This is a genomic window from Bifidobacterium ruminantium DSM 6489 (assembly GCF_000770925.1).
GTDB classification, from domain to species: Bacteria; Actinomycetota; Actinomycetes; order Actinomycetales; family Bifidobacteriaceae; genus Bifidobacterium; species Bifidobacterium ruminantium.
The window spans coordinates 1-15,455 of record NZ_JDTK01000015.1; the positions used below are offsets into that span (position 1 = coordinate 1).

Annotated in this window: 8 protein-coding genes and 1 pseudogene; 3 read left to right on the forward strand and 6 right to left on the reverse strand. The window is 59.7% G+C overall.

Annotated elements, in window-relative coordinates; translation table 11 throughout:
• Window positions 1-71 precede the first annotated feature (71 nt).
• A complete protein-coding gene (locus OU26_RS06585; protein WP_026647229.1) occupies window positions 72-1,529 on the forward strand; it encodes a cation:proton antiporter in 1,458 nt (485 codons plus the stop codon).
• A 112-nt stretch (window positions 1,530-1,641) separates the two neighbouring features.
• On the opposite strand, the pseudogene OU26_RS10685 reads toward OU26_RS06585, so the two are convergent.
• Window positions 1,642-3,522 (reverse strand): annotated as a pseudogene (locus OU26_RS10685) (ABC transporter permease); the annotation flags it as partial.
• Window positions 3,523-3,795: 273 nt separating this feature from the next.
• Entirely contained in the window at window positions 3,796-4,962 is a 1,167-nt protein-coding gene (locus tag OU26_RS10690) for a hypothetical protein (RefSeq protein ID WP_337588536.1), read from the reverse strand.
• Between the two features lie 336 nt (window positions 4,963-5,298).
• On the opposite strand from OU26_RS10690, the gene OU26_RS06595 reads away from it, so the two are divergent.
• On the forward strand, window positions 5,299-6,828 hold the full coding sequence (locus OU26_RS06595) for an amino acid permease (protein WP_026647228.1): 1,530 nt from the start codon (window positions 5,299-5,301) through the stop codon (window positions 6,826-6,828).
• 137 nt (window positions 6,829-6,965) lie between these two features.
• Here OU26_RS06595 and OU26_RS06600 read toward each other — a convergent pair whose 3' ends face one another.
• Entirely contained in the window at window positions 6,966-8,813 is a 1,848-nt protein-coding gene (locus tag OU26_RS06600) for a sialate O-acetylesterase (RefSeq protein WP_033499003.1), read from the reverse strand.
• 426 nt (window positions 8,814-9,239) lie between these two features.
• Between OU26_RS06600 and ilvC (OU26_RS06605) the strand changes: the two genes are divergently transcribed.
• Entirely contained in the window at window positions 9,240-10,280 is a 1,041-nt protein-coding gene (gene ilvC, locus OU26_RS06605; RefSeq protein WP_033499004.1) for a ketol-acid reductoisomerase, read from the forward strand.
• A 196-nt stretch (window positions 10,281-10,476) separates the two neighbouring features.
• On the opposite strand, the gene ilvC (OU26_RS06610) is transcribed toward ilvC (OU26_RS06605), so the two are convergent.
• The 3 genes from ilvC (OU26_RS06610) to OU26_RS06620 form a co-directional block, all read right to left on the reverse strand.
• The gene (gene ilvC, locus OU26_RS06610) at window positions 10,477-11,529 is read right to left on the reverse strand and encodes a ketol-acid reductoisomerase (RefSeq protein ID WP_033499005.1); all 1,053 of its coding nucleotides are present in this window, start codon (window positions 11,527-11,529) and stop codon (window positions 10,477-10,479) included.
• A gap of 286 nt (window positions 11,530-11,815) precedes the next feature.
• Window positions 11,816-13,165, reverse strand: coding sequence for an MFS transporter (locus tag OU26_RS06615; RefSeq protein ID WP_026647208.1), 1,350 nt, complete (start codon window positions 13,163-13,165; stop codon window positions 11,816-11,818).
• Between the two features lie 475 nt (window positions 13,166-13,640).
• Window positions 13,641-15,293: an MFS transporter gene (locus tag OU26_RS06620; RefSeq protein WP_026647207.1), complete on the reverse strand. Its 1,653-nt coding sequence runs from the start codon at window positions 15,291-15,293 to the stop codon at window positions 13,641-13,643.
• Window positions 15,294-15,455 lie beyond the last annotated feature (162 nt).

The following is a 15,455-nucleotide window of genomic DNA, read 5'->3' on the forward strand; positions in this document are numbered from 1 at the left end:
CTTTTCACATTCTCATCCTCTGCGACCCCAAACGCCGTCACCCCGTCACACAGACTCACTAGGCTGGAAGCATGACGCAAGAGCTCGTTTCATTAACCATCATCATGGCGGTGGCGGCCGTCAGCCCAATCGTGGCGCAGCTGATCCCGGGCAAGTTCATTCCGCAAACCGTGCTGCTGCTCGCCGCCGGAACCGCGCTCGGCCCGTACGGACTAGGCGTGATCGAAGTAAACGACGCCGTGAAACTCTTGAACGAGCTCGGCATGGCGTTCCTGTTCCTGCTCGCCGGCTACGAAATCGACCCCAAACGACTCGCCGGACATCAAGGCAAAGTCGGACTGCTTACATGGGGAATCACGCTAGGCCTCGCCTGGCTGGTTGTGACATTCCTTCCGTTCTTCACCAAGCAAGGCATCAACGGCGTGGCCACGGTAATCGCACTCACCACCACCGCGCTCGGCACGCTCATGCCAATTCTCAAGGAACGCAACCTCGAAGGCACCCCCATCGGCGACGCCATCATCTCGTACGGAACGTGGGGCGAACTCGGCCCAATCCTTGCCATGGCCATCCTGCTATCCACCCGAACCGGCTGGCAAACCATGCTCGTGCTCGGCGCGTTCCTCGCCATCTGCCTACTGTGCGCGATGCTACCTACGAAAGCACTGAGAACCGGCCATCGCCTGTACCGTTTCCTTACGGAAAATGCGAACACATCATCGCAAACGCTCATGCGGCTGACCACATTCCTGCTCATCTTCCTCGTCACCATTTCCGCATTGTTCGAACTCGACGCGGTACTCGGTGCGTTCGCCGCAGGCTTCATCCTGCGCTACATCATTCCCGACGGCAGCAAATCGCTGGAAATGAAACTGGAAGGCGTCGGCTATGGCTTCCTTATTCCTGTGTTTTTCGTGGTGTCAGGCGCCGCGATCAACGTGCGCGCCGTGGCAGGCCGACCCGCGCTGCTCTTCGCGTTCATCGTAATGCTCATGCTGATTCGCGCGGTGCCGGTATACGTTGCGCTATCGCTCGACAAACGCAAGAATCCGCTGTCATCGCATCATCGCGTCACCGTAGCGCTGTATTGCACGACCGCGCTGCCGATCATCGTCGCCGTCACATCGCTGGCGGTGAAGGTCGGCACCATGCAAAGCGACACCGCGTCGACACTGGTCGCAGCCGGCGCGATCACGGTGTTCCTGATGCCGCTGCTTGGCTCGATCACATATCAGGTGGCCGACGTGCATCCGGTCACCGCGGTTCGGGAGATTGCGCGCACGCCATCCGATTGGCGGACGATCGTACGCGAACATGCGCAGGTACGTGCGCTGCTGCACCATCAGGACCGGCTCAAGCGTATGGCGGAGACGTTGGACACACTGGAAGCGCATGGACACGGCGACGAACATCGGGCCGAGCTTGTGGAACGCGCCCGACGTGAGATTGACCGCCAGCTCAAGGAACTCGGCCTCGACCCGCAGCTCACCACCCAACTCCCCCACAACTACCGCTACCCGAAGAACTGAGACGCGAATCTGAGCCTTTTCCGGTACTCTGTGTGTCCGATTCTGCAGAAACGGACACACAGGCACCAGTTTCACCTATCTAACTGTCCGTTTCTGGCGAATCGGACACACGTCACTCCACGGACTTGAGGGAGCTGATCGGGTCAATGCGATCGAGCACAGGGTTGACGAACAGTTGCACGAGCAGCGCGAACGTCATGGTCGCCGCGGCCGCGATCACGTAGCTCAGCGGCTTGACCTCCACTTCGAAATACAGCGACGGCATGTTGAGCGCCATAGTCAGCAGCCCGCCAACGAATCGGCCGAGCGGCAGTCCCAGCACCACGCCCATGACAGTGAGAATCATCATCTCGCGATTCACATAATGATGCACTTCGCGATCGAAAAAGCCGAGCACCTTGAGCGTAGCCATCTCGCGCACGCGTTCCGACACATTCGTGTTGGCGAGCGTGAACAGCACCACCAGCGCGAGTCCGCCGGCAAGCGCCACAATCAACGACACGACCGCGCCCATAAGGTCGAACTTGAAACTGTCGGCCATATGCGCGCTGCTTACGGCTTTCGTCACCGAACTGTCTTTTTCGAGCGATTCCGCATAGTCGGTTTGCGATTGGTCAGAGCCGGAAAGTTTGGCATACATGGCATTCCAGGTCAGCGATTTCGTGCTTTGCGCGTCCGATTCTGCAGAAACGGACAGTTGGCCCCCAGTTTTACCCGTTTGTTTGTCCGATTCACCAGAAACGGACACATGGGATGCGATTTCGGTGGTCTGAGTGTCCGATTCACCAGAAACGGACACATTGGAGGCGGAGGGGGAGGACTTGCCGAACAACTTGGCATAGTAGGTTTCGCTGATGTACACGTCCGAGCCGATAAGATTGCGATTCACCGCGCTCACCTTCGCCGTAGCCCGCACACCGTCGCCGTTGGTCAATCGCACTTTGCTTCCGGCGGTGATGCCGAGCACGCTTGCCGCCGACTGCGCCACGATCACACCGTCGTCCTCCAGCTTCAGCGAGCCTTTCTTGCCGACGCTGGACGTGCCCAGTATTCCGGAATGCACCGGCTGCAACGTGACCATATTGCCCAAGTCGGACAATCGCTTTTCCGGCACCGCGACCAGCTGAATACTTTCGCTGCCGCTATTACCGCTGTTACCGTCGCCACCGCCCGAAATCGCCAGATCGCCCGATTCTATGCGCACATCAAGCGATGATGTGACGCGCCCGTCGGACTCGACTTTCGTATGCATCGCGTCCGCGTCCGAATCGGCAGAAACCACCATCAAATCGTATTGGTAGATGTCACGGTATTGCTTGATTCCAAGGTCGGCAACGGTGTCGTTGATGGCTAGACCGCAGACAATAAGCGCAGTGCAGCCAGCCACACCGCCGACCGTCATAATCAAGCGCGATTTGAAGCGGAAAATGTTGCGTGCGGTCACTTTGCTGAGGAATCCCATGCGATTCCAGACCGGCTTAATACGTTCCAGCAGAATGCGCGAGCCGGCACGCGGCGCTTTGGGTCGCATCAGCGCGGCGGACGTCATGCGCATCTCCTGCACGCACGCGTAGATATTGGCGGCGAGCACGCCGACCACGAACAGCGCGATGCCGAGCGAACCGTACAGCCAGTCATATTCCAGCCGCACGCCGGGCATCACATACATGCCTTGCAGCACGACCAGTAGGAAAGCTGGAATTCCAAGGAATCCAGCGAGCAGGCCAAGACCTCCGCCGATGAGGCAGGCGAGCAGCGCGAACAGCAGGTAGCGCGACGCCACCGCGAGACGCCCATAGCCGAGGCCCACGTAGGTGCCGATGAGCGAGCGATCCTCTTCGACCATGCGCGCCATGGAGGTCAGGCTCATCATCACAGCGACCACCAGGAACACGACCGGGAACGCGTTGCCGAGCGACTGGATGGGATCAAGGTCGGATTTGAGCGCGCTGAATCCGCCGAGCGACTGCCGATCCTGCACGTACCAGCGCACTTGCGGAATACTGGTTTTCAGTTCTTTCTCCTTGGTTTTCAGCGTTTGTTCGGTTTGCGCTTTCTGCTCGTCCAATTGCGATTGCGCCTGGTCGAGCTGCTGTTTGGCCTGCGTCAGCTCGGGGCTTGCCGCGATTGCTGTTTCACGCATTGTTTCACGCATGGCGTCGGTGAGATTGGAGGCCGCGGCGCCCGCTTGCATGTCGACGATGCGGTCGAGTTGCTGGTTGAACTGCTCTCGATTGGCGTCGATGCGCGACCGTGCTTCGGCGAACTACCTGTCGGTTTTCGTACGCGCATCGACGATCCGTTTCTCACCCGCGTCGAGCAGCTCCTGTCGGCGGACCTTCTGCCGGTCGGTTTTCACGGTGCCGTCGATGCGGTCGACCACTTTCCCGACGGTGTCCTCGTACGATTCGCCGAACGTGTCGTCGGCCGCGGCGTCTTTGACAAGAAGGGTAGCGGACGTGTAGAGGGTACCGGTCACGCCATCGGAGGGAGCAAAGAACGTGTAGTCGGTGGTGGCGGTGGAGCGGAACGAGGTCATGGCGGAGTAGCCGTCCGGATTGCTCAGGTTCCGCGGATCAAGCACCACGCCCACAATGGTGAGACTGGTCGGAAAGCTCGGCGCCGCGTCGGCTTCGGAGGCTCCGCCCGTTTCGTCCGCGACCGCGATGGTCTCAGCGCCACTTTGAGTGTCCGATTCTGGGGAAACGGACATCTGAACACCGTTTTTTGCCTCATGAATGTCCGATTCTGGGGAAACGGACACACAAGCATCCGATTGGGCACCACGTTTGTCCGATTCTGGGGAATCGGACATTCGAGCGACAGTTTTGCCGGTTTGTTTGTCCGATTCTGCAGAATCGGACACTTGGGTATCCGAGGAGGAGGGCTCGGTGGCTTCGGGGTCTACGGTGAGGTGGCTGCCGATTTTCTTGCCGGAGTCGAGCATGAATTTTCGGGTCACCGCGATTTCGCCGGCTTTCCTCGGCAGGCGTCCTTCCTGCACGTACGGCTGGTCGATGCCATCCGTTCCGATTTCCTGCATGGTCGCCGATTTGCCGCCGTCCAGATCGAACGTCACTTCCTGCGACCGTTCCGCCTGCACTTTCGCGACGCCGTCGACGGCACGCAACGCGGCGATATCGCCATCCGTCAATCCCGCAGTGGACAGCACCTGGATGTCGTGCAGACCCTGCGCGTCAAAAAAGCGGTCAGTGCCGCGGAACGCATCGCGGCAGCCTGCGTAAATGCCGGTAAGCACGGCCACGCCAAGCAAGGTGATCATGGCGATTGAAATGAACCGTTTCCACGAATGCGCCCACATACGCAACATGTCTTTGACGAACGCCATCACGACCTCCCTCATACGACCATATACAACCCACATGTCCACGCGCAGCCACCGCCACCGCAGCACCGCAGTCGGCCCGCGCATGGTCCCATCTCCATTGAACACCATAAAACCGAAGAGACAAGGCCACTACGGCGTCGAATCACCCGGAATCGCCCGAAACCATCCGAATCCGCCCAAACCACGCCACGAGCAATGCACCACCAACCGCCAACCATCCCAGTTCCACAACCCTCCAACAGTCACAACACCAATCCGCGACCACAACCCCCGAGCTGTCCGAAGCCATCCAACCAGTCCGCCCAAACCAACCCAACCGAAACGAACATCGCACCATTCCGCGCATTACATGACGCTACAATCAAAAAGCAGTCCTCACAAAGGACGAATCGCAAGCAAAACAGAGAAGAGGAAATCTCCATGAGCGACGTCACCGCCGCAAAGAAGCCGCGTGGAACCGACGATGTACCGGTTCCGCCGACGCTCCGTAAATCGTTGAAAAACCGCCATATCCAGCTCATCGCGCTGGGTGGCGCCATCGGCACCGGCCTGTTCTACGGCTCCAGCGAATCCATCCAGCTGGCCGGCCCGTCCATTCTGCTCGCCTACCTCGTCGGCGGTCTCGCGATCTTCATGATCGTGCGCGCGCTGAGCGAAATGGCGGTCGAGGATCCGAAGGCTGGCGCGTTCAGCTACTACGCGACGCGCTACTGGTCACGGCGAGCGGGCTTCATTTCCGGCTGGAACTACTGGTTCAACTACGTGCTGGTGGCCATGGTGGAGCTTGCCGTGGTCGGCTCGTTCGTGAACTACTGGTTCCCGAACATTCCGAAGTGGGTGTCGGCGGCGGTGTTCCTCGTGGCCATCGCGGCACTGAATCTCATGGGCGTGAACAAGTTCGGCGAATTCGAATTCTGGTTCGCCATCATCAAGATCGTGGCCGTGCTGGCCATGATTCTCGGCGGCCTGTACGTCGTGATCGCCAACGTGCCGACCGCGTCGGGCATTCGCGCAAGCTTCGCCAACTGGTTCACCGTGGACGGCGGATTCCTGCCGCACGGCCTGATGACCCGCAACGCCGACGGCACGTGGACCGGCCTGCTGATGGCGCTTGTCGTGGTGATGTTCAGCTTCGGCGGCACCGAACTCATCGGCATCACCGCCGGCGAAACCGAGAATCCGCGCACCACCATTCCGAAGGCCACGAACGGCATCATCTGGCGTATCCTCGTCTTCTACATCTGCGCGCTCGGTGTGATCATGGCAGTGATTCCGTGGAGCAAGATCGACGGCGATTCCAGCCCGTTCGTGCAGATTTTCGATTCCGTCGGCGTGCACGCGGCCGCCGGCATCCTCAATTTCGTATGCCTGACCGCCGTGATGAGTGTCTACAATTCCGGCCTGTACGCCAACTCCCGCATGCTGTATTCGCTGGCAAAGCAGGGCAACGCGCCGGCTTACCTAGGCAAGCTCAGCAAGAAGGGCGTGCCGGTCGGGGGCGTTATCACTTCCGCGATAATTATTGCGATTGCCGTAGTCGTCGTGTTCGTATGGCCGGAATTCGCGTTCAATTATCTGATGTCGATCGCCACGATTGCGGCTGCGATTAATTGGATCATGATTATGATTACGGAAATCAAGTTCCGTCGTGTGGTGGCAGCTGGCGATGGTCCGGCCGAGCTGAAGGGATTGAAGGGTAAGGAAGCGCTCGACAAGATCGCGTTCAAGCTGCCGTTCGCCAACGTGACCCCGTATGTGGTGATCGCGTTCATGCTGCTGGTCGTGGTGCTCATGTGCTTCTCCGCAAGCTATCGCATCGCCGTGATCGCCGGCGTTATCTGGCTGGCGGTGCTGTTCGCCGCCGCCCAGCTGGCGCTTGGCAAGTCCGGCAGCGAACGGGGTGAAGAAGCGGCAGTGATCGTTGACGCGGCTGCCGCAACCGCTGAGTAATCGCAAGAAACACAAAACGGCCTCCTCTTCCGGCTTTTGCTACCCGAATCGGCTGGTTACGGTAACAAAAGCCGGATGGGAATACCGTTTTTGCGATTAGACGGGGCGATTAGACCGGCGCGACCAGACCGACGGCCTCAGTCAGCGGTGCCGTCGGGGGTGACGGGCTCGACGGACTCGACGGGGGCGGTATGGTCGGTCAGGTCCAGACGGAACGGCTGCGCGGGCAGGCCGTCGTCGTTGAACAGCGGAGCCGGACCCCAACTGCGCCAGGCGTATCGCATCGCCATCGGCTCCGGCACATCCGGAGTCGCCAGCGTAATCGTGCCAATGCTGCGGCTGTTGACCGGAATACCGAATTCGGTGGCGTTGTAATCGACCACGTTCACTCTGGAATTGACGAGGTCATCGATGTCGCAATCCACGAAAATCGCCGCGGTGGCAGGATGGAACACGCCATCGGCGCCCGCAAGCTCGAAACCGGAGCTCTCCGGCGAACGCACCAACGAAGGCAGCTCGGCAACGGAAGCATCGCCCCTGCTGCCGGGCGTAGTGCCATCGAAATGCAAACCGTGCGCGTAACGGAAGAACAGCCGCACGCGACCGTTCGGATCGCAACGGAAGCCCAGCACCGTCGGCCCGTACACGGGAATGCGGGACATGCCGTACACCTGCCTCAACGCGCAATCGGCAAGGCGTTCGCCCGGAGTGCGCTTGTCGACGGGGTGGATGTTGTCATACTCGCCGCAATCGATGGTGCAGATGACATACACGTTGTCGATGGACTGCGCCGCATCCCATTGGGCCTCACGCAGCACCGGCCACAGCATCGGATCGCCTTCGGTCTCGTCCACCTTCTTGTCGATCCACTGCGGCAGCTGCACGATGAGGAACGGCAGATTCTCGCTCCACCTAGCACGCCATTCGCCAATCATCATGCCCAGCAATTCACGGTAGAAACCGCAGTATTGCTCGTCTTCCTCGCCCTGATACCACAGAAAACCGGCCAGCGAATACGGCATGATACGTTCCAGCATGGCGTGGAAAGGCCCGGACGGACGCCACTGCGACGTGGGCGTGAGCGGCGGCGGCCACGGGCATGCGCCGAACTGTTCGTTCAACTTTTCCTGCGCAATATCCGGATCGGCTTCGCGCGCGGCAGCGACATTCGCATTCCACTCGTCGACTTGCGATTCCCAGTCGCTGGTTTCCAAATCGAACTGCTGTTGCGTCTTGCCGGCGATCGCCCGCTGGTAACGCGTCAAGTAATCGCGGCCGGCACCGCTGGAATTCAGCGCGTCCTCGCTCATCCAGCACGTAATCGACGTGCCGCCGATATAGCAGTCGACAATGCCGACCGGCAGATCGGGGTCGAGTTCGGAGCGCAGCTTGCGTGCGAAATAGTAGGCGACGGCACTCATCACACCACTGTTTTCCGGCGACGATTCCTGCCAGCTCGACGTATTTTCCGCATTGCGATTGATGACACCGGTTTTGGGCGCATTGTAGAAACGCAGCAGCGGATCGGCGCAATCCTCAAGTGCTTCGTCGGCATGCTCGCTGTTACGCAACTCAAGTTCCATATTGCTTTGGCCGCCGGCGAGCCACACTTCGCCGATAAGCACGTCGTCGAATTCGATGGCATCATTGCCCGCGACGATACGAAGCGTGTACGGACCGCCTTCCGGTTGCGCGGGCAGCATCACGCGCCACTGCGAAAAGCCGTTGACCACGTTCTGCGAAGAATAAGCATGTTCCTGCGCGATCAGGGAGCCGTCAAAGTCGTGTATTTCCGCCACAACCTCCATACCGGCGCAATCGGCAGCCAATGCGCCGAACACCGCAATGGGCTTGTTGCGTTGCAATACCATGTGCGAGGCGAAAATCGAGGCGATATGCAGCACGCCCGAGACATTACGCTCCTCCACCTGCTCCATCTGCGCCGTCATTTCGGAACCAGGCGCAATCCCCGTCGCAGTGACCATTGCTTCAGCTTCCTCATCAAACAATCCTATGTGCCTATCCTAAGCCACTTTCCTACCAAAATGCGTGAAGCGTCACCTAAATAAGCACATGCCTGCCCACACAAACGTCATTTTCAGCGATCGAAACGTCGCTTCGGTAGGGGCTTAATCGCAATTCCCAACGGAAACAACATTCCAACGGCCCGAAACGTCGCTTCCGTAGGAGTTTCTCAGGAAAGGTATCACGATTGCGCCGCGACGAATTTTTTACGATTTCGCGGCTCACTTTGTGGACTGGATACGTACCAAAACGGCCGCTCCGGTAGGATGGACCCCAGTTTGCAGGACAAAATCCATGCACGAAACCACGAATTTCATCTGCGAATGGTAGAAACCCGAACGCTTTCCAAGCGTTCACCCCACTACACAAAAGGAGTGCCAAGTACAATGGCTGCACAAATCTGGTATGAGAACGACGGCGATCTCTCGGTCCTCGAAGGCAAGAAGGTTGCCATCATCGGTTACGGTTCCCAGGGCCACGCCCATGCGCTGAACCTGCGCGATTCCGGCGTCGACGTCGTCGTCGGCCTGCGCCCGACCTCCAAGTCTGTCGAGCACGCCAAGGAGCAGGGTCTGGAAGTCAAGTCCGTTCCGGAAGCCGCCGCTGAAGCCGACATCATCATGATTCTGGCTCCGGATCAGTATCAGCGCACCATCTGGGCCAACGATATTGAGCCGAACATCAAGCCGGGAGCCGCTGTCGCCTTCGCTCATGGCTTCAACATCCACTACGGCTACATCAAGCCGACCGAGGACCACCCGGTCTTCATGGTCGCCCCGAAGGGCCCGGGCCACATCGTGCGTCGTGAATACGCCAACGGCCGTGGCGTCCCGGTCGTCGTGGCTGTCGAACAGGATCCGCGCGGCGACGCTTGGGACATCACCCTGGCTTACGCCAAGGCTCTGGGCGCTCTGCGTGCAGGCGCCATCAAGACCACCTTCAAGGAAGAGACCGAGACCGATCTGTTCGGCGAGCAGAATGTGCTCATGGGCGGCGTGAACAAGCTCGTCGAGATGGGCTTCGAGGTCCTCACCGACGCTGGCTACCAGCCGGAGATCGCCTACTTCGAGGTGTGCCACGAGCTGAAGATGCTCGTCGACCTGATGAACGAAGGCGGCCTGAACAAGGCCCGTTGGTCCTGCTCCGACACCGCCCAGTACGGCGACTACACCAACACCGTCATCAACGAAGACTGCCGCAAGCGCATGCAGTACCATCTGAGCCGCATCCAGGACGGCTCCTTCGCCAAGGAGTTCATCGACGATCAGGACGCTGGCGCTCCGAAGTTCAAGAAGCTGCAGGAAGAGTACGGCAATGTGCGCATCGAGTCCGTTGGCCCGAAGCTGCGCGCCATGTTCTCTTGGAACAACGGCAAGGATGACGACGCTGACATGGCCACTTTCACCGGCAAGATCGCCCGTGGCTGAGTAACGTCTCGCATTCATTGCGATTAATCGCATTAACTGCGATTGAAGGCCGCCGCCCAAGTTGGGTGGCGGCCTTTCGTTATGCCGGAACGTACGCAACCGTCGCACGCACGACAATATGCAAAAAGCGCCGTCCGCACGAAGCGGGCGACGCTTTCTAATTCGCTAAATAGCTTATGCAGCTAGCGAAGCAATCTCACTGAACCTGAGTACGAGCGATCTTGCCGTTGAAGGACTCAGCCATATCGGCATCGGCGTCCACCTGGTTGTTCCAGGAGAACATGGCGCGCAGCTTCGGGCCAACGGTCTCCAGGTGCGGGTGGCTGTACTCTTCCTGCAGCTTCTTGAACTTCGGAGCGCCAGCGGCCTGGTCATCCATGAACTCCTTGGCGAAGGAGCCGTCCTGGATGCGCTTGAGCTGATACTGCATGCGCTTCTTGGTTTCCTCGGTGATCACGGTAGAGGTGTAGTCGCCGTACTGGGCGGTGTCGGAGCAGGACCAACGGGCCTTGTTCAGGCCACCCTCGTTAGCCAGGTCGACGAGCATCTTCAGCTCGTGGAACACCTCGAAGTAGGCGATCTCCGGCTGGTAGCCAGCCTCGGTCAGCACATCGAAGCCCATGTCGCACAGGTGGTTGATGCCACCCATCAGCACGTCCTGCTCGCCGAACAGATCGGTTTCGGTCTCTTCGGTGAAGGTGGTCTTGATGGCGCCTGCGCGCAGCGCGCCCAGAGCCTTGGCGTAAGCCAGGCACAGCGGCCAGGTCTTGCCATCCGGATCCTGCTCGACGGCCACGACGACCGGGACGCCACGGCCAGCGGCGTACTCACGACGCACGATGTGGCCCGGGCCCTTCGGGGCGACCATGAAGACCGGGTGGTCCTCGGTCGGCTTGATGTAGCCGTAGTGGATGTTGAAGCCATGAGCGAAGGCCAGAGCAGCGCCCGGCTTCAGGTTCGGCTCGACGTCCTTCTTGTACACGGCGGCCTGGTACTGGTCAGGCAGCAGGATCATCACCACGTCGGCTTCGGCAACGGCGTCAGCGACGGACTTGACCTCGAGGCCCTGCTCCTTGGCATACTCCACGGACTTGGAGGTCGGACGCAGGCCGACGACGACGTCGACACCGGAATCGCGCAGGTTCAGCGCGTGGGCGTGGCCCTGGGAACCGTAACCGAGGATGGCCACCTTCTTGCCATCGAACACGGACAGATCGGCGTCCTTTTCGTACCAGATAGTTGCTGCCATAATTGGCGCTCCTTTATTGTTTTTTGCGATTCGGAACTTGCTTTTTCCGAACAAACTCGCTATTTTCTATTCTTTTTTTCGGTTGTTATCACGGCGAGTGATTCCTAGGATGTTGCTCCCCCCGGATTGTGTCCGAGGAACCACTCCGCCTCTCCTGCGGAACTGTTCTAGTACCGCTTTCTTTATGATGTCTGTTGGCGTTCACATAGTGGCTATATTCACGTCAAACGTTTTTTCTAAGGCTCCGAGCCACCCCAAGCGAAGCAGCCCGGCAAGCCGGTCGGCGTCACTTGGTGAAGTCGACGTTCTTCGTTTCCTTGCAGCTCAACACCGCGATGAGGCAGCACAAGGCCATCACACCGAGGTACAGGCCCACGGAATGCACGCCCCAGTGGTGGGACAGCCAGGTGGCGATGGTCGGTACGAATGCTGCGCCGACGATGGCGGCTAGGTTGTAGCCGATGCCGGAGCCGGAGTAACGCACGTTGGCGTCGAACAGCTCAGGCAGGAATGCACCGATCGGACCGAATGCAGTACCCATCAGCGCGAAGCCGATGCACAGGAACAGCAGGTTGGCCGCGAAGTTGCGCTGGCCGACGACCGACGGGTCGAGCAGGAACGGGAAGAGCAGCGCGAATGCCACGAGGCAGCAGGACGAGATGACGATCACGCGCTTGCGACCGAACTTGTCGGCGTTCACACAGGAGATGATGATGAATGCGGCGAACACGCACACAGCAATCATCAGCATAAGCAGGTATTCACGGTTGGAAAAGCCAAGATTGCCACCGCCCTGTTCGACGGTCTTGGTGCCCCAAGCGAGGGACCAGGTTGCCAGCGTGTAGAACAGCGTGTAGGTGACGGCTACCAGGAACGTTGCCTGGATGACTTCCTTCCAGCTCTTCTTGAACACTTCAGTAAGCGGAGACTTGACAACCTTCTTCTGCTCCTGGGCCATACGGAAGATTGGGGTCTCCTCCATCTGCACTCGCACGACGAGGCCGACGATCACCAGGATGGCGGACAGCAGGAACGGCACGCGCCAGCCCCAGGCGAGCATCGCGTCATTGTCGTTGAAGGTTTCCAGCAGGAAGTAGGTGCCGTTCGACAGGAAGAAGCCGATCGGGGCGCCCAGCTCCGGGAAGGAGCCGTACAGCGCGCGCTTGTCTTCCGGAGCGTTCTCGGTGGCCACCAAAGCGGCACCCGACCATTCACCACCCAGTCCGATGCCCTGCACGAAACGGCACAGGCACAGCGCTGCGACTGCGACGATACCCCACTGGTTGTAGGTCGGCAGGCAGCCGATCAGGAAGGTGGCAATGCCCATGGTGAGCAGGGAGACCACCAGCGTGGTCTTGCGGCCCATACGGTCGCCGAAGTGGCCGAACACCAACGAGCCCAGCGGACGGGCGATGAACGCGATGGCGAAGGTCAGCAGGCTGGCCAGCAGCGCGACGGTCGGATTGGTGGTGTCTCCGAAGAACACCTTCGGAAAATAATTCGCAGCGGCGGTGCCGTATGCGTAAAAGTCGTAGAACTCGATGGCGGTGCCGACCATGGATGCTGCGATCACGGTTTTGACCGAATCGCGGACCATCGCCTGCGCTTTGCCAGCGGCCGCTTCGACTGTACTCATTGATGTACTCCCTGTACGTCCTGCTACCGGCTCCCAACTTCCGCCGATAACGATGTTGTTTGTAGTTTTTCTGTTTTCTGTTGTGCGCTATGCCGGCCGGCTTCAAAAGGTTTTCGCTGCGTCTGCCTTGTGGGCAGCAACAAAAAGACCCCGCATCATGCAGGGCCATCAACGTGTGTGTTACGCGCGCCTCAAACCCTGCCTTCGTTGGCGAGGGATTGAAGCCGCTATGCTCGAATCAGTCCGCCAACGAAAGCGGAATAATAATTCGTGCGGACAGCAGTACGCGTGCAACCATTCCGTTCATCGTGGCGAACCTCCTTTCGCAAAGTCATTTCCCCGGGCGGGATTTCCGCTCGAACTAAACCTTAAAGGTAGGCGTGCCCACCTCCCCCGCCTACCAAAGGTTCACTATGTGGACACGTCTACTTAAATTATTTTTCAAATCGCCTTTTTGACTATTTTCCGCCGTTTTTCAATCGTTTTCGATTGACGCTCCGTCATTTTTCAGCGGAAGCGTCAGAACGGCGGCAAGCAGCATGGCGATCGCGGCGACGGCGAACATCGACAGATAGACGCCCGTCGCGATGATGACGACCGCGCAGACGGCTACGCCGAGCAATGCGCCGATCGTATTGGCCAGACTGTAGGCGGCAAGCGAGCGGCCGACGGAACGCACGTCCGGCAGAATCGCAAGTCCGAGGCTTTGGCTGGTGCTGTCAAACACGACGTACGCAAAACCGGCAAGCAACGCGTACAGCGCGATCGCCAGCATATGGTCGTCAATCAGCAACGGCAGGACGGCTGCGACAGCGAACAGCACGCAGGATGCGACGGCTGGCATACGCAGATCGTCAACGGCGCGAGCGATGCGGCCGAGCAGTAGCGCGGCGGCCAGCGCGCCGACAAACGTGCAGACGGCCATCGCCACAACAACCGCACCAGCGCCATGGAAGCCGAGGAAACGGCTATCGACGGAGGCTTTATCGAGTCCGAATTGCGCCAAATACCACTGGAATACGGTGATGCCGACGGTGGCGGCGACGCCCAGCATGCGGGCCACAAACGCCACGTAAAACTTCGGCGCGTCCTTCGGAGGGCGGTATTGCGAGAAGTAGTCGCTCCGCTTCACGCTTCGGCGGGGTAAATAGCTGCTGGACGATTCGAACGGCAGGACCAGCAATGTGACGATGGCCGCAACGAGGAAGCCCCATGCACAGTCCACGATGGCCGTGCGTGTGGTGCCGACGCTCCAATCGAGGCCGTCGAGGTTCCATGTGGCAGCCACGGCAGCGATGACGCCGACCATTTCGCCGAACGCCTGCCCTTTACCACGCCACGAATCGGCACGGTCGCGGAATTTGTCGGGAATGCGTTCGCCGAACGCGGCGGCGAACGGTATGGCGACCATCGCATAGCCAATCTGCGCGAGCAGCCAGAAGAACACGGCCAGTGGAAGAATTTCGGCGGTGGCCATGATGGCTACCGCAGCCGCCGTAAGCACGCTGCCGCCGATGATCCACGGCGTACGGCGGCCGAAGCGGCAGTAGGAATGGTCGGATGCCACCGCGATCACCGCGTTCATCACAAACGTCAGCACGAAGCCCGCGATGGTAAGCAGAGCAAGGTTGCACGAGCTGTTCAGGCCGTTGGCCGGGGTCAGTCCGCTAGTGCCGTCGACGGCAGTGAGACGGCAGACGAATTGCGGCATGAGCACGGTGTTGAGCGCCGCGAGCGGCACGTTGAACAGCATCGAGCCGAGCGCGAAACCGGCAGTAAGACGGTTGGCTTGCGATTTGGTTGGCTTAGTGCCGTCCGGCGCGGTCATCGGGTCGCGCAGGTCAAGGAAGGACGATTCGAGGTTCGGCACGGCCGCATCGAGATGCGCGGCGGCGGTGAGAGGCGCGCCACCTTCTGCGGCGATGCGCGCGACCTGCGTTTCGGGACGCTCGTTGGACGCTTCCGGCACACGCGGGTGCTGCTTCACCGTCAGTCGGCGCATGGCCGCCTTCGCTTCGGGAGTCAGGGTCTTCTCATAATCGGGGCGATCGTCGATGCCCGGGCGGATGAACACCTGGCCGGGCAGCGGTTGCGGCTTGAATTCGTTATTCTGATTGTCTTCGGTCATATCTGCTGTTTTCTTAGCTTTTCTGCTTCATCTCACATGCGGGTCATGCGCATACCATGCTACGCACGTATCCGAATCGCAATGCATACAAAAAATGCCCGAACGCACTGCGACAGCGCATTCGGGCGATTCGTCAACGCAACTTACGATAGCAACACGTCC